We start from the raw sequence: 15,172 nt of genomic DNA, 5'->3' as shown, positions 1-15,172 counted from the left end.
AAAAGTTTTGGCTATGCTTTTAGGCAGTGAACTACCATAAGAGTATAAAAATGAAAGCTTTTGATTTACATCGTATGGCGCTGGATAAAGTGCCGCTGGAGTTTCTTGGCGAGGTTGCGCTACGTAGTTTGTACACCTTTGTGCTGGTCTATCTCTTTCTCAAACTGACCGGGCGACGCGGCGTGCGCCAGATGTCGCTGTTTGAAGTGCTGATCATCCTGACGCTCGGTTCGGCAGCCGGGGACGTGGCGTTTTATGACGATGTGCCGATGCTGCCGGTGCTGGTGGTCTTTATCACCCTTGCGCTGCTTTACCGGCTGGTGATGTGGCTGATGGCGCGCAGCGAGAAGCTGGAAGATCTGCTGGAAGGCAAGCCGGTGGTCATCATTGAAGATGGCGAACTGGCGTGGGAAAAACTGAACCGCTCGAACATGACGGAGTTCGAGTTCTTTATGGAGCTGCGGCTCAATGGCGTTGAGCAACTGGGGCAGGTACGGCTGGCGATCCTTGAATCCAACGGGCAGATCAGCGTCTATTTCTTTGAAGAAGAAAACGTCAAGCCGGGTCTGAGCATCCTGCCTAAATACTGTACGCAACGTTATAAAATCGCTCCTGATGTGGGCGACTATGCCTGCGTGCGCTGTAGCGAAGTGGTGACGTTGCAAGCCGGGGAGAGTCAACCTTGTCCGCGCTGCAAAAATCCGGAATGGTCGAAGGCCAGCGAGGCGAAACGGGTGCTCTGACAGCAAAAATATCGGACTTTGGCCATCAATCCGATAGATTCTGTTGTGTGAGCGAACGCTCATTTTCTCCCCGATGAGTTTTACCCGTTGCGGCGCGTGTCACTGAATGATAAAACCGATATCCACAGGAATAACGTTACCCAATGGCTGTATTACGCAGTGGTTGGGTGACTAACAACGCAACGTGGTGAGGGGAAATGGCTCAGGTCTTCAATTTTAGTTCAGGCCCGGCAATGCTGCCGGCAGACGTGCTTAAAGTGGCTCAAAAGGAACTTTGTGACTGGAATGGTCTCGGTACCTCCGTCATGGAAGTGAGCCACCGCGGCAAAGAATTTATCCAGGTCGCAGAGGAGGCGGAGCAGGATTTTCGCGATCTTCTCAACATCCCTTCCAGCTATAAAGTTCTGTTCTGCCACGGCGGCGGTCGCGGACAGTTTTCCGCGCTGCCTCTCAACCTGCTTGGCGACAAGACCACCGCAGATTACGTGGACGCCGGTTACTGGGCGGCCAGCGCCGTAAAAGAAGCGAAAAAGTACTGCACGCCGCACGTCATTGATGCCAAAGTCACCGTGGACGGCCTGCGCGCCGTGAAGCCGATGAGCGAATGGCAGCTCTTGGACGATGCGGCTTTTATGCATTACTGCCCGAATGAAACCATCGACGGCATCGCCATTAACGAAACGCCGAATTTTTCCTCTGACGTTGTGGTGACCGCCGATTTCTCCTCCACCATTCTTTCCGCGCCGTTAGACGTTTCCCGCTACGGCGTGATCTACGCTGGCGCGCAGAAAAATATCGGCCCGGCCGGACTGACGATTGTGATTGTGCGCGAAGATCTGTTAGGCAAAGCGCATGAAAGCTGCCCGTCAATTCTCGACTACAGCGTGCTGAACGATAATGACTCCATGTTCAATACGCCGCCGACCTTCGCCTGGTATCTCTCCGGACTGGTCTTTAAGTGGCTGAAAGCCAACGGCGGCGTTGAGGCGATGAATCAAATCAACCAGCAGAAGGCCGGGCTGCTTTACAGCGTCATCGATAACAGCGACTTCTATCGCAACGATGTGGCGAAAGCCAACCGCTCGCGGATGAACGTGCCGTTCCAGCTGGCGGACAGCGCGCTGGATAAACTCTTCCTTGAAGAGTCTTTCGCGGCAGGTCTTCATGCCCTGAAAGGCCACCGCGTGGTCGGGGGAATGCGCGCCTCAATTTATAATGCGATGCCGCTGGAAGGAGTGAAGGCCCTGACCGAGTTTATGGCCGACTTCGAACGTCGTCACGGCTAATCGGGCGCCGTTTTTCATCCCCACAGCCTCGTCTGTGGGGTTTTTATTGTTGTTTTTCGAGAGTTGAGTTTCATGGAATCCCTGACGTTACAACCCATCGCGCGGGTCGATGGCACCATTAATCTGCCCGGCTCCAAGAGCGTCTCTAACCGCGCGTTGCTTCTGGCGGCGTTAGCGCATGGCACCACCGTACTGACCAACCTGTTAGACAGCGATGACGTTCGCCATATGCTCAATGCGCTGAGCGCGTTGGGGATCGCCTGTACCCTTTCTGCGGATCGCACCCGCTGTGAAATCACCGGCAACGGTGGCGCATTACAGGCGCAGGGGGCGCTGGAGCTGTTTCTGGGTAATGCCGGAACGGCAATGCGTCCGCTGGCCGCGGCGCTGTGTCTTGGCGAAAACGACATTGTGCTGACCGGCGAGCCGCGCATGAAAGAGCGGCCGATTGGTCATCTGGTTGAGGCGCTGAGGCAGGGCGGGGCGAAGATTGATTATCTGGAGCAGGAAAACTACCCGCCGCTTCGCCTGCGCGGCGGTTTTACCGGCGGCGAAGTTACCGTCGACGGCAGCGTTTCCAGCCAGTTCCTCACGGCGCTCTTAATGACCGCGCCGCTGGCGGTGCAGGACACCACTATCAGTATTAAAGGCGAGCTGGTGTCGAAGCCGTATATCGACATCACCTTAAACCTGATGAAAACGTTCGGCGTGGAGATTGAAAACCAGCGCTACCAGCGTTTTGTGGTTAAGGGCGGTCAGCAGTATCAGTCGCCGGGCGTATATCTGGTGGAGGGCGATGCCTCATCGGCCTCATACTTCCTCGCGGCGGGCGCCATCAAAGGCGGCACGGTAAAGGTGACCGGCATTGGGCGCAACAGTATGCAGGGCGATATCCGGTTTGCCGACGTACTGGAAAAAATGGGGGCTACCGTTACCTGGGGCGACGACTTTATTGCCTGTACCCGCGGTGAGCTTAAAGCCATTGATATGGATATGAATCATATTCCGGATGCGGCGATGACCATTGCGACGGCGGCGCTGTTTGCCAAAGGCACCACCACCCTTCGCAACATCTATAACTGGCGGGTGAAAGAGACCGACCGGCTGTTCGCGATGGCGACCGAACTGCGTAAGGTCGGGGCGGAAGTGGAAGAGGGGCATGACTATATTCGCATCACGCCGCCGGCAAAATTACAGTTTGCAGAAATAGGCACCTATAACGATCACCGAATGGCGATGTGTTTCTCGCTGGTGGCGCTCTCCGACACCCCGGTCACCATTCTTGATCCGAAGTGTACCGCTAAAACCTTCCCGGACTATTTCGAGCAGCTTGCCCGTATCAGTACTCCCGCCTGAATGACTTTCGCGCCGGCTTCCGGGCTGGCGCGTCCCGGTCATGAGCTGAGATAACGACTGCGTTCAATAAACACGACATGCGAAACCTTTAATGGACACTCATCCCGCTTCTGCCGACCTTGCTCAACATAATACGCTACCGTATTACTGCCGACAAAAAGTAAAACATTGTCATCTTTTGGGCTGGTTACTCGCCAGCCCGCTATAATTGCGCAATTATTCTGCATTTAAATACAGACGATTCGGTTTTTTGCACGCAACGTTAACGATTGTGGACGTTGGCACGTATAATGCGCGGCGTTTACGTTAACGGTATGCCTGTTTTAAGGAGAGAAAGATGACGGCAATTGCCCCGGTAATTACCATTGATGGCCCAAGCGGTGCAGGTAAAGGCACCCTGTGCAAGGCAATGGCGGAAGCATTGCAATGGCATCTGCTGGACTCTGGCGCTATCTATCGCGTACTGGCGCTGGCGGCGCTGCATCATCATGTCGATGTCGCTTCCGAAGATGCGCTGGTCCCGCTGGCAACCCATCTTGATGTGCGTTTTGTCGCAACCAATGGGAATCTTGAAGTGATCCTCGAAGGCGAGGATGTCAGCGGTGAAATCCGCACTCAGGAAGTGGCTAACGCGGCGTCGCAGGTCGCAGCTTTCCCGCGCGTACGTGAAGCACTGCTGCGTCGTCAACGCGCCTTTCGCGAACTCCCCGGCCTGATTGCCGACGGGCGTGATATGGGGACGGTGGTTTTCCCGGATGCGCCGGTCAAAATTTTCCTTGACGCCTCCTCAGAAGAGCGTGCGCACCGCCGTATGCTACAGTTGCAGGAAAAGGGCTTTAGTGTTAACTTTGAACGCCTTTTGGCCGAGATCAAAGAACGTGACGATCGCGACCGAAATCGTGCGGTAGCGCCGCTGGTTCCTGCTGCCGATGCTTTAGTTCTGGATTCAACCCGATTAAGCATTGAGCAAGTGATTGAAAAAGCGCTACAATACGCGCGCCAAAAACTGGCGCTCGCTTAAATGCGACCGAATTTGCAGTACCCCCGTTGCAATGGAGTGACAGCGGGTATGTTAAACAACCCCATCCGGCATGGAGCCAGGTGGACGTTAAATATAAACCTGAAGATTAAACATGACTGAATCTTTTGCTCAACTGTTTGAAGAATCCTTAAAAGAAATCGAAACCCGTCCGGGTTCCATCGTTCGCGGTGTTGTTGTTGCTATCGACAAAGACGTAGTACTGGTTGACGCTGGTCTGAAATCTGAGTCCGCCATCCCGGCTGAGCAGTTCAAAAACGCCCAAGGCGAACTGGAAATCCAGGTGGGTGACGAAGTTGACGTTGCCCTGGATGCAGTAGAAGACGGCTTCGGTGAAACCCTGCTGTCCCGTGAGAAAGCTAAACGTCACGAAGCATGGATCACGCTGGAAAAAGCTTACGAAGATGCTGAAACTGTTACCGGTGTTATCAACGGCAAAGTTAAGGGCGGCTTCACTGTTGAGCTGAACGGTATTCGCGCGTTCCTGCCAGGTTCTCTGGTAGACGTTCGTCCGGTGCGCGACACGCTGCACCTGGAAGGCAAAGAGCTTGAATTCAAAGTAATCAAGCTGGATCAGAAGCGCAACAACGTTGTTGTTTCTCGTCGTGCCGTGATCGAATCCGAAAACAGCGCAGAGCGCGATCAGCTGCTGGAAAACCTGCAGGAAGGCATGGAAGTTAAAGGTATCGTTAAGAACCTCACTGACTACGGTGCATTCGTTGATCTGGGTGGCGTTGACGGCCTGCTGCACATCACCGATATGGCCTGGAAACGCGTTAAGCATCCGAGCGAAATCGTTAACGTTGGCGACGAAATCACCGTTAAAGTGCTGAAGTTCGACCGCGAACGTACCCGTGTCTCCCTGGGCCTGAAACAGCTGGGCGAAGATCCGTGGGTTGCTATCGCTAAGCGTTACCCGGAAGGCACCAAACTGACCGGTCGTGTAACCAACCTGACCGACTACGGCTGCTTCGTTGAAATCGAAGAAGGCGTTGAAGGCCTGGTTCACGTTTCCGAAATGGACTGGACCAACAAAAACATCCACCCGTCCAAAGTTGTTAACGTTGGCGACGTTGTGGAAGTGATGGTTCTGGATATCGACGAAGAACGTCGTCGTATCTCCCTGGGTCTGAAGCAGTGCAAATCCAACCCGTGGCAGCAGTTCGCGGAAACCCACAACAAGGGCGACCGTGTTGAAGGTAAAATCAAGTCTATCACTGACTTCGGTATCTTCATCGGCCTGGACGGCGGCATCGACGGCCTGGTTCACCTGTCTGACATCTCCTGGAACGTTGCAGGCGAAGAAGCCGTTCGTGAATACAAGAAAGGCGATGAAATCGCAGCCGTTGTTCTGCAGGTTGACGCAGAGCGTGAGCGTATCTCCCTGGGCGTTAAACAGCTTGCAGAAGATCCGTTCAACAACTGGGTTGCACTGAACAAGAAAGGCGCAATCGTAAACGGTAAAGTAACTGCAGTTGACGCGAAAGGCGCAACCGTAGAGCTGGCTGATGGCGTTGAAGGTTACCTGCGCGCTTCTGAAGCTTCCCGTGACCGCGTTGAAGATGCCACTCTGGTTCTGAGCGTTGGTGACGACGTTGAAGCGAAATTCACCGGCGTTGATCGTAAAAACCGCGCAATCAGCCTGTCTGTTCGTGCGAAAGACGAAGCTGATGAGAAAGATGCAATCGCAACTGTTAACAAACAGGAAGAAGCAAACTTCTCTAACAACGCAATGGCTGAAGCTTTCAAAGCAGCTAAAGGCGAGTAATTCTCTGATAATTCGGGATGTTTTATCCCGAAGTAAGATGAGTTTACTTGACAGGTTACAGAATTCGTTCTGTAATCAATGACAAAGGGCGGCTACGGTCGCCCTTAATCAATGCAACAGCAGAGCTTAATGCCATACAGGAACCGGAGGAATCATGACCAAGTCAGAATTGATTGAAAGACTTGCAACCCAGCAATCTCATATTCCCGCGAAAGCGGTTGAAGATGCAGTGAAAGAGATGCTGGAGCATATGGCCTCGACTCTTGCGCAGGGCGAGCGTATTGAAATCCGCGGTTTCGGCAGCTTTTCTTTGCACTACCGCGCTCCCCGTACCGGGCGCAACCCGAAGACCGGCGATAAAGTCGAGCTGGAAGGCAAATATGTTCCGCACTTCAAGCCGGGTAAAGAACTGCGCGATCGCGCCAATATTTACGGTTAAGTTTGCCGACCTGACTTGCGAAAAAGCACCTCTACGGTGCTTTTTTCATTTCTGCAAGCCTTAACTGGAAAACCGCTCGCAAAATATGCTGAATCTTACATTGCAGAGGTAAATTCAGCGGAACCCTCGCCGTAAAGCAATAAAAAGCCGCCAGACACGCACCGCATAAAGCGGCACACTTCCGCCACACGGAGGTGTTAATGAAGCTCACGACGGTCAGCCTGTGCGCATTAGGCGGTATTTTCCCGCTGATTCTATTGCCGGAACTTCCTGGCTCATTTGTTATTGTCAGCCTGTTTGCGCTGGCCTGCCTGCTAAGCCTTTTTCCCCATCAGCGGATACAGCTGGCCGGGCTTATAGTGCTGTTTTTCTTATGGGGCGTCATGGCGGCAAAACAGTCCCTATGGGCCGGGAATACGCTGACCGCGAAAATGCAGGATGCGATAGTCGAAATTACCTCTACGGATAACATGACTACCCATGTCGGGCGCATTACCCATCTTCAGGGGCAACGGCTTATTCCTGCCGTGGGGGTCATGTTGTACGATCAATACCTGCCCGCAGCGCCCTGCGCAGGGCAGCGCTGGGCGATGAGGCTTAAGGTGCGGGCGGTTCACGGCCAACTGAATGAAGGTAGGTTTGACAGACAGCGTTATGCCTTAGCGCAACACCAGCCGCTTAGCGGTCGTTTTTTGCAGGCCAGCCTTATCGATCGCGAATGCAGCCTGCGCGCCCGCTATCTGGCTTCGCTACGATTGACCCTTGCTGATTATCCCTGGCAACAGGTGATATTAGGGTTAGGCATGGGAGAGCGCCTGTCGGTGGCAAAAGAAGTAAAAGCGATTATGCGTGATACCGGAACAGCGCATCTGATGGCGATATCCGGTCTGCACATCGCCTTTACGGCTTTACTCGCCGCCGCTTTGCTGCGCGGCGCTCAGTTTTTGCTGCCGGTCAGCAGGATCCGCTGGCAGCATCCGCTCATTAGCGGACTCCTGTGCGCCACGTTTTACGCCTGGTTGACCGGGTTACAACCGCCCGCGCTGCGTACCATCATCGCGCTGGCGGTATGGGGCGCGCTGAAGCTAAGCGGCCGACAGTGGAGCGGATGGTCGGTATGGTGCTGCTGCCTGGCGGCGATTGTCATCGTCGACCCGGTTGCAATCCTCTCTCAGAGCCTGTGGCTCTCTGCTTTTGCCGTTGCGGCCCTGCTGTTCTGGTATCAGTGGTTTCCCTGTCCCGGCTGGCCTTTGCCGCGGGCAGGGCGTTTGCTACTGCAACTCATCCACCTGCAGCTGGGCATCACATTGCTGCTCCTGCCGCTACAAATCGCCCTGTTTCATGGGGTCAGCCTGACCTCTTTTATGGCAAATTTATTTGCCGTGCCGCTGGTCACCTTTGTAAGCGTACCGCTTATCCTTGCCGGGATGGTCGCGCATATCACCGGGCCGCTGGTTGTCGAATCCGGTTTATGGTTTCTGGCCGATCGCTCGCTTGCCATACTCTTCTGGGGGCTGGAAGGGCTGCCGCACGGCTGGATCAACGTCGACGTGCGCTGGCAGTGGCTTACCATTGCCCCCTGGCTACTGCTTATCGGCTGGCGTTTTTCCGCCTGGCGCACGGCGCCGGGGCTGTGTCTGGCGCTGCTGGTGCTGTTAAGCTGGCCGCTGTGGCGGCCGCAACGCTCCGATGCCTGGCAGGTGCATATGCTGGATGTTGGACAGGGGCTGGCGATGGTCATCGCGCGTAACGGAAAAGCGCTGCTTTACGATACCGGTCCCGCCTGGCCGGAAGGCGACAGCGCGCAGCAAACCATAATTCCCTGGCTGCGCTGGCACGATTTGCAACCTGAAGGCATTATTCTCAGCCATGAGCATCTCGATCATCGGGGCGGGCTACGATCTTTGCAGAGTACATGGCCGACGCTGTGGGTGCGCAGTCCGTTAGGCTGGCGCAATCATCTGCCCTGTCAACGCGGTGAGACGTGGCAATGGCAGGGGCTGCGCTTTAGCGCGCACTGGCCGTTAAAAGATGACCGCAGGCAGGGAAATAACCGCTCCTGCGTCGTGAAGATCGATGATGGTCAGCACAGTATTCTGTTGACGGGCGATATAGAGTCCCCGGCTGAACAAAAAATGCTGAGCTATTACTGGCGACATTTGCCGGCGACAGTCATTCAGGTTCCGCATCACGGCAGCAATACGTCATCGTCACTGGCGCTTATTCAGCGTGTTAACGGCGAACTGGCGCTGGCCTCCGCGTCGCGCTACAACGCCTGGCGACTACCGTCGTGGAAGGTAAGACAGCGCTATCGGCGGCAGGGCTATCAGTGGCGTGATACCCCTCACCAGGGGCAGATTACGCTGGATTTTTCAGCGCAGGGCTGGCGGGTAATCAGCCTGAGGGAGCAAATTTTACCGCGTTGGTATCATCAGTGGTTTGGCGTGCCAGACGATAACGGGTAGAATATGCGGCTATTTCAACAAATGCTGGTTTTTTGAATGCATAACGATAAAGATCTCTCTACGTGGCAGACGTTTCGCCGACTGTGGCCTACCATTGCGCCTTTTAAATCGGGTCTGATCGTGGCGGGTGTGGCGTTAATCCTTAACGCAGCCAGCGATACCTTCATGTTATCGCTTCTCAAACCATTACTGGACGATGGTTTTGGTAAAACCGATCGCTCAGTGCTGCTCTGGATGCCGCTGGTGGTTATTGGGCTGATGATCTTGCGTGGTATCACCAGCTATATTTCCAGTTACTGCATTTCCTGGGTCTCCGGCAAAGTGGTGATGACCATGCGTCGCCGTTTGTTTGGTCATATGATGGGGATGCCGGTCGCCTTCTTTGATAAGCAGTCCACAGGCACATTGCTGTCAAGGATCACCTACGATTCGGAACAGGTCGCTTCATCCTCTTCCAGCGCGCTGATTACCGTAGTGCGTGAAGGGGCGTCGATTATCGGTCTGTTCGCAATGATGTTCTATTACAGCTGGCAGTTGTCGATCATTCTGGTCGTGCTGGCGCCCATCGTGTCGATTGCGATTCGCGTTGTCTCAAAACGTTTTCGCGCGATCAGCAAAAATATGCAGAACACGATGGGGCAGGTGACCACCAGCGCCGAACAGATGCTGAAAGGCCACAAAGAGGTACTGATCTTTGGCGGCCAGGAGGTCGAAACCAAACGCTTCGACAAAGTCAGCAACAAAATGCGTCTGCAGGGGATGAAAATGGTCTCCGCGTCGTCCATTTCTGACCCGATTATTCAGCTGATCGCCTCCCTGGCGCTGGCGTTTGTCCTGTATGCCGCGAGCTTCCCGAGCGTCATGGAAAGCCTGACGGCCGGTACGATCACCGTAGTCTTCTCCTCCATGATTGCCCTGATGCGCCCGCTGAAATCGCTGACGAACGTTAACGCCCAGTTCCAGCGCGGTATGGCGGCCTGCCAGACGTTATTTGCCATTCTGGACAGCGAGCAGGAAAAAGATGAGGGAACACGCGTTATCGAACGCGCGACCGGCGAACTGGAGTTCCGCAATGTTACCTTCACCTATCCGGGACGCGAGATACCTGCGCTGCGCAATATCAATCTGAAGATCCCGGCAGGTAAAACGGTGGCGCTGGTAGGGCGTTCGGGGTCCGGTAAATCAACCATCGCCAGTCTGATTACGCGCTTCTATGACATTGACGAAGGTGAAATCCTGATGGATGGTCACGATCTGCGTGAATATACGCTGTCGTCCCTGCGTAATCAGGTTGCGCTGGTGTCGCAGAACGTACATCTGTTCAACGATACGGTGGCGAATAACATCGCCTATGCGCGCAACGAGCATTATACCCGCGAGCAGATTGAAGAAGCCGCGCGCATGGCCTATGCGATGGATTTTATCAATAAGATGGATAACGGCCTTGATACGGTTATCGGTGAAAACGGCGTACTGCTCTCCGGCGGCCAGCGCCAGCGTATCGCCATTGCGCGAGCGTTGCTGCGCGACAGCCCGATCCTGATCCTTGACGAGGCCACTTCGGCGCTGGATACCGAATCTGAGCGCGCTATTCAGGCGGCGCTGGACGAGCTGCAGAAAAACCGCACCTCGCTGGTTATTGCGCATCGCCTGTCCACGATTGAACAGGCTGATGAAATTGTGGTGGTGGAAGACGGCGTGATTGTCGAACGCGGGACGCATAGCGAACTGCTGGAGCACCGCGGCGTCTATGCTCAGCTGCATAAAATGCAGTTTGGTCAATGATCGCCCGCATCTGGTCCGGTGAGTCGCCGCTGTGGCGGCTGTTACTCCCGCTCTCCTGGCTGTATGGCCTGGTAAGCGGTGGTATTCGTCTGTGCTACCGGCTGGGGATTAAACGCGCCTGGCGCGCGCCGGTGCCGGTTGTGGTGGTCGGTAATCTGACGGCGGGCGGCAACGGCAAAACGCCGGTCGTTATCTGGCTGGTGGAACAGTTGACACTGCGCGGCCTGCGCGTTGGCGTTGTCTCTCGCGGCTACGGTGGAAAAGCCGCCAGTTATCCGTTACTGCTGAGTGAACAAACCACCACGGCAGAAGCGGGGGATGAACCGGTGCTGATTTATCAGCGAACCGGGGCGTCGGTCGCCGTTGCGCCCAATCGCGCAGAGGCGGTCAGCGCGCTGCTGGCGCAGCATAACGTGCAGATCGTGGTGACCGACGATGGACTGCAACACTATCGCCTGGCGCGCGATGTGGAGATCGTGGTGGTTGACGGCGTGCGCCGTTTTGGTAACGGCTGGTGGCTGCCGGCAGGCCCGATGCGTGAACGCGCAGGTCGCCTGAAGTCGGTGGATGCGGTTATCACCAACGGCGGCGTACCGCAGGCAGGAGAGATCCCGATGCGCCTGGCGCCAGGGCAGGCCGTTAATCTGCTTACCGGTGAGCGCTGCAACGTGGCGCAGTTGCAGAATGTCGTCGCGATGGCCGGTATTGGTCATCCGCCGCGTTTTTTCGCTACTCTGGAAGCCTGCGGCGTACATCCGCAGAAATGCGTGCCGCTGGCGGATCACCAGGCGCTGAGCGCGCATGATGTCCGCGCGCTGCTGAACGCCGGACAAACGCTGTTAATGACGGAAAAGGATGCCGTGAAGTGCCGTGCTTTCGCCGAAGATAACTGGTGGTATCTCCCTGTCGATGCGCATCTTTCAGGGGATGAACCGGAGGCATTACTTAAAAAATTGACCTCGCTGGCACGTTAACGTTCTGACGCAACGGCGGCGAATGCTGGATGGAGACATCAATGTCGTTGCCGTACCTCTCACTCAAAGCTGCCCGTCATCTGCATCTTGCCGCGCAGGGATTGCTGAAAAAGCCGCGCCGCCGCGCGCTGGAATCTGACATCCTGCCGACGATCTCCCGCATGTCGCTGTTGCAAATCGACACCATTAATATTGTGGCGCGCAGCCCTTATCTGGTGCTGTTCAGTCGTCTGGGCGCCTATCCCCCTCACTGGCTGGACGCGGCTCTGTCGCGCGGCGAACTGATGGAGTACTGGGCCCATGAGGCCTGCTTTCTGCCGCGCAGCGACTTCCCGCTTATTCGCCATCGCATGCTGTCGCTGGAAAATATGGGCTGGAAGTTCAGTGCGGCGTGGATGGCGGAACATGCTGATGAAATTGAGCAACTGTTGCAGCATATTCAGCAAAACGGTCCGGTGCGTTCGGCTGATTTTGCGCATCCACGTAAAGGCGCCGGCGGGTGGTGGGAATGGAAGCCGCAGAAGCGCCATCTGGAAGGACTGTTCACCGCCGGAAAGCTGATGGTGGTTGAACGGCGTAATTTCCAGCGCGTCTACGATGTCACTCAGCGCGTAATGCCGCACTGGGATGATGAACGCGATCTGCTGCCGCGCGCGCAGGCTGAACTGTTGATGCTGGATAACAGCGCCCGCAGCCTGGGGATTTTTCGCGAGCCGTGGCTGGCTGATTACTACCGCCTGAAGCGCCTGGCATTACCGCTCTGGCGAGAGTCGCGGGCGGCGCAGGGGAAGATTGTTCCCGTTGAGGTCGAAACGCTCGGCGCCCTGTGGCTGCATGCCGATCTGCTGCCGCTGCTTGAACAGGCGCAGGCAGGTACGCTGAGCGCAACCCACAGCGCGGTGCTGTCGCCATTTGATCCGGTAGTCTGGGATCGCAAACGGGCGGAACAGCTCTTTCATTTCAGCTATCGGCTGGAGTGCTACACCCCGGCACCGAAGCGTCAGTTTGGTTATTTTGTCCTGCCGCTGCTGCATCGGGGGCAGTTGGTAGGGCGGATGGATGCCAAAATGCATCGTAAAACGGGCGTGCTGGAAATTATTTCGCTTTATCTGGAGGAGGACGTTAAGGTCGGGGCCGCTCTGCAAAACGGCTTACGTCAGGCGATAAGCGATTTTGCCCGCTGGCAGCAGGCCAGTCGTGTGACAATCGGGCGCTGCCCGGCGCAGTTGTTTGCCGACTGTCGGCAGGGATGGGAAATAGACGCAGCCCAATGAATGATTATGATAAGATTTACCGATTCACTATCCGGTCCATCTGGAGGAACTATGGATCATCGTCTGCTTGAAATCATTGCCTGCCCGGTCTGCAACGGCAAACTCTGGTATAACCAGGAAAAACAAGAACTGATTTGTAAGCCGGATAACCTGGCCTTTCCCCTGCGTGATGGTATTCCCGTATTACTGGAAACCGAAGCCCGTGTCCTGACTGCCGACGAGCGTAAATCATGAGTTTTGTCGTCATCATTCCGGCGCGCTATGCGTCCACGCGCCTGCCCGGCAAACCGCTGCTGGATATCAATGGTAAGCCGATGATCGTGCATGTGCTGGAGCGCGCCCGTGAGTCCGGCGCCGAACGCATCATCGTCGCCACCGACCACGAAGAGGTGGCCCGCGCCGTTGAGGCGGCGGGCGGCGAAGTCTGCATGACCCGCGCCGATCACCAGTCGGGCACAGAGCGTCTGGCTGAAGTAGTGGAAAAATGCGGTTTCAGCGACGATACCGTCATTGTCAACGTGCAGGGCGATGAGCCGATGATCCCGGCGGTTATTATTCGCCAGGTGGCAGAAAATCTGGCCCAGCGTCAGGTGGGAATGGCCACGCTGGCTGTGCCGATTCACGGCGCGGAGGAGGCGTTTAATCCCAATGCGGTGAAGGTGGTGCTGGACGCCGAAGGCTATGCGCTTTACTTCTCACGCGCGACCATCCCGTGGGATCGCGATCGTTTCGCCAAAAGTCTGGAAACCGTCGGTGACACCTTCCTGCGGCACCTGGGAATTTACGGCTATCGCGCCGGTTTTATTCGCCGTTATGTGAACTGGCAGCCCAGCCCGCTGGAAAATATCGAAATGCTGGAGCAGCTTCGCGTACTCTGGTACGGCGAAAAAATCCACGTGGCGGTGGCAAAAGAAGTCCCTGGCACCGGGGTGGATACTGCCGAAGATCTTGAGCGCGTTCGCGCTGAGATGCGTTAATTTCCCTTCCGGGGCGTCGTTCAGACAGCAGCGGCGCCCCGTATCGTTACCGTTTTCCCCGTTTTTCTTGTCAACAATTGATCTCATCCGGGTGACATCTGCCGGTGTGGCGCTCATTATAAAAGCAGTAGCTTTTATGAGGGTAAACTGAATGGAACAGCTGCGCGCCGAATTAAGCCATCTGTTGGGCGAAAAGCTTAGCCGTATAGAGTGCGTCAACGAAAAAGCCGATACGACGCTGTGGTCGCTCTATGACAGTCAGGGCAATCCTATGCCGCTGATGGCCAGAAGTTTCACTACTCCTGGCATCGCTCAACAGCTGGCCTGGAAAACGACCATGCTGGCGCGAAGCGGCACCGTCCGTATGCCGGTGATTTACGGCGTGATGACCCATGACGACTATCCCGGTCCCGACGTGCTGCTGCTGGAGCGGCTGCGCGGCGTCCCGGTTGAGGCGCCAGCCCGCACTCCGCAGCGCTGGGAACAGCTTAAAGATCAGATTGTCGAAGCGTTACTCGCCTGGCACCGTCAGGATAGCCGCGGTTGTGTCGGCGCGGTGGACAATACCCAGGAGAACATCTGGCCGTCCTGGTATCGCCAGCGTGTTGAGGTGCTGTGGAGCACGCTTAACCAGTTCAACAATACCGGTCTGACGATGCAGGACAAAAGAATTCTGTTTCGCACCCGCGAATGTCTGCCGACGCTGTTTGAAGGTTTTAATGACAACTGCGTGTTGGTGCACGGTAATTTCAGCCTGCGCAGTATGCTGAAGGATGCCCGAAGCGATCAGCTTCTGGCGATGGTTGGGCCGGGCGTCATGCTCTGGGCGCCGCGCGAGTATGAACTGTTTTGCCTGATGGATAACGCGCTGGCGGAAGGGCTGCTCTGGCACTATCTTCAGCGCGCGCCGGTGGCGGAGTCGTTTATCTGGCGGCGCTGGCTGTACGTGTTATGGGATGAAGTGGCGCAACTGGTCAACACCGGCCGCTTTAACCGCGCTCATTTCGATCTTGCAGCGAAATCACTCCTGCCGTGGCTTGCCTGAGATCCCACAGGCCGGATAAGG

At 55.8% G+C, this 15,172-nt stretch carries 13 protein-coding genes; all 13 read left to right on the top strand.

What is annotated here, in order from left to right; all coding sequences use genetic code 11:
- Nucleotides 1–50 precede the first annotated feature (50 nt).
- Complete coding sequence (locus K7R23_RS21545; protein WP_012905299.1) at nt 51–743, top strand: DUF421 domain-containing protein; 693 nt, start codon at nt 51–53, stop codon at nt 741–743.
- Nucleotides 744–940: 197 nt separating this feature from the next.
- Nucleotides 941–2,029 (top strand): 3-phosphoserine/phosphohydroxythreonine transaminase, encoded by a 1,089-nt coding sequence (serC, locus tag K7R23_RS21540; protein WP_012905300.1) that lies wholly within the window; start codon nt 941–943, stop codon nt 2,027–2,029.
- A 72-nt stretch (nt 2,030–2,101) separates the two neighbouring features.
- Complete coding sequence (aroA, locus tag K7R23_RS21535; RefSeq protein ID WP_012905301.1) at nt 2,102–3,385, top strand: 3-phosphoshikimate 1-carboxyvinyltransferase; 1,284 nt, start codon at nt 2,102–2,104, stop codon at nt 3,383–3,385.
- Between the two features lie 337 nt (nt 3,386–3,722).
- Nucleotides 3,723–4,406 (top strand): (d)CMP kinase, encoded by a 684-nt coding sequence (cmk, locus tag K7R23_RS21530; protein ID WP_012905302.1) that lies wholly within the window; start codon nt 3,723–3,725, stop codon nt 4,404–4,406.
- A gap of 112 nt (nt 4,407–4,518) precedes the next feature.
- Nucleotides 4,519–6,192: a 30S ribosomal protein S1 gene (gene rpsA, locus K7R23_RS21525; RefSeq protein ID WP_012905303.1), complete on the top strand. Its 1,674-nt coding sequence runs from the start codon at nt 4,519–4,521 to the stop codon at nt 6,190–6,192.
- 154 nt (nt 6,193–6,346) lie between these two features.
- Nucleotides 6,347–6,631: an integration host factor subunit beta gene (gene ihfB, locus K7R23_RS21520; protein ID WP_000167332.1), complete on the top strand. Its 285-nt coding sequence runs from the start codon at nt 6,347–6,349 to the stop codon at nt 6,629–6,631.
- Between the two features lie 200 nt (nt 6,632–6,831).
- Nucleotides 6,832–9,096 (top strand): ComEC family protein, encoded by a 2,265-nt coding sequence (locus K7R23_RS21515; RefSeq protein WP_012905304.1) that lies wholly within the window; start codon nt 6,832–6,834, stop codon nt 9,094–9,096.
- A 36-nt stretch (nt 9,097–9,132) separates the two neighbouring features.
- Nucleotides 9,133–10,881 (top strand): lipid A ABC transporter ATP-binding protein/permease MsbA, encoded by a 1,749-nt coding sequence (gene msbA, locus K7R23_RS21510; protein WP_012905305.1) that lies wholly within the window; start codon nt 9,133–9,135, stop codon nt 10,879–10,881.
- Nucleotides 10,878–11,855, top strand: a complete 978-nt coding sequence (gene lpxK / locus K7R23_RS21505; RefSeq protein WP_012905306.1) for a tetraacyldisaccharide 4'-kinase — start codon at nt 10,878–10,880, stop codon at nt 11,853–11,855. The genes msbA and lpxK overlap by 4 nt, the downstream gene beginning before the upstream one ends.
- A 41-nt stretch (nt 11,856–11,896) precedes the next feature.
- Nucleotides 11,897–13,129, top strand: a complete 1,233-nt coding sequence (locus K7R23_RS21500; RefSeq protein WP_012905307.1) for a winged helix-turn-helix domain-containing protein — start codon at nt 11,897–11,899, stop codon at nt 13,127–13,129.
- 51 nt (nt 13,130–13,180) lie between these two features.
- A complete protein-coding gene (gene ycaR, locus K7R23_RS21495) occupies nt 13,181–13,363 on the top strand; it encodes a protein YcaR (protein WP_012905308.1) in 183 nt (60 codons plus the stop codon).
- Nucleotides 13,360–14,106 (top strand): 3-deoxy-manno-octulosonate cytidylyltransferase, encoded by a 747-nt coding sequence (gene kdsB / locus K7R23_RS21490; RefSeq protein ID WP_012905309.1) that lies wholly within the window; start codon nt 13,360–13,362, stop codon nt 14,104–14,106. The genes ycaR and kdsB overlap by 4 nt, the downstream gene beginning before the upstream one ends.
- Nucleotides 14,107–14,257: 151 nt before the next feature.
- Nucleotides 14,258–15,151 (top strand): YcbJ family phosphotransferase, encoded by an 894-nt coding sequence (locus K7R23_RS21485; protein ID WP_012905310.1) that lies wholly within the window; start codon nt 14,258–14,260, stop codon nt 15,149–15,151.
- Nucleotides 15,152–15,172: the final 21 nt, after the last annotated feature.

Source organism: Citrobacter rodentium NBRC 105723 = DSM 16636, assembly GCF_021278985.1.
Classification (GTDB): domain Bacteria; phylum Pseudomonadota; class Gammaproteobacteria; order Enterobacterales; family Enterobacteriaceae; genus Citrobacter_A; species Citrobacter_A rodentium.
The sequence above is the reverse complement of the archived record's forward strand: the minus strand, read 5'-3'. Positions and strand labels throughout refer to the sequence as shown.

Coding starts and splice junctions, on each gene's coding strand:
- K7R23_RS21545 (WP_012905299.1), top strand. CDS start 51: ATGAAAGCTTTTGATTTACATCGTATGGCGCTGGATAAAGTGCCGCTG.
- serC (WP_012905300.1), top strand. CDS start 941: ATGGCTCAGGTCTTCAATTTTAGTTCAGGCCCGGCAATGCTGCCGGCA.
- aroA (WP_012905301.1), top strand. CDS start 2,102: ATGGAATCCCTGACGTTACAACCCATCGCGCGGGTCGATGGCACCATT.
- cmk (WP_012905302.1), top strand. CDS start 3,723: ATGACGGCAATTGCCCCGGTAATTACCATTGATGGCCCAAGCGGTGCA.
- rpsA (WP_012905303.1), top strand. CDS start 4,519: ATGACTGAATCTTTTGCTCAACTGTTTGAAGAATCCTTAAAAGAAATC.
- ihfB (WP_000167332.1), top strand. CDS start 6,347: ATGACCAAGTCAGAATTGATTGAAAGACTTGCAACCCAGCAATCTCAT.
- K7R23_RS21515 (WP_012905304.1), top strand. CDS start 6,832: ATGAAGCTCACGACGGTCAGCCTGTGCGCATTAGGCGGTATTTTCCCG.
- msbA (WP_012905305.1), top strand. CDS start 9,133: ATGCATAACGATAAAGATCTCTCTACGTGGCAGACGTTTCGCCGACTG.
- lpxK (WP_012905306.1), top strand. CDS start 10,878: ATGATCGCCCGCATCTGGTCCGGTGAGTCGCCGCTGTGGCGGCTGTTA.
- K7R23_RS21500 (WP_012905307.1), top strand. CDS start 11,897: ATGTCGTTGCCGTACCTCTCACTCAAAGCTGCCCGTCATCTGCATCTT.
- ycaR (WP_012905308.1), top strand. CDS start 13,181: ATGGATCATCGTCTGCTTGAAATCATTGCCTGCCCGGTCTGCAACGGC.
- kdsB (WP_012905309.1), top strand. CDS start 13,360: ATGAGTTTTGTCGTCATCATTCCGGCGCGCTATGCGTCCACGCGCCTG.
- K7R23_RS21485 (WP_012905310.1), top strand. CDS start 14,258: ATGGAACAGCTGCGCGCCGAATTAAGCCATCTGTTGGGCGAAAAGCTT.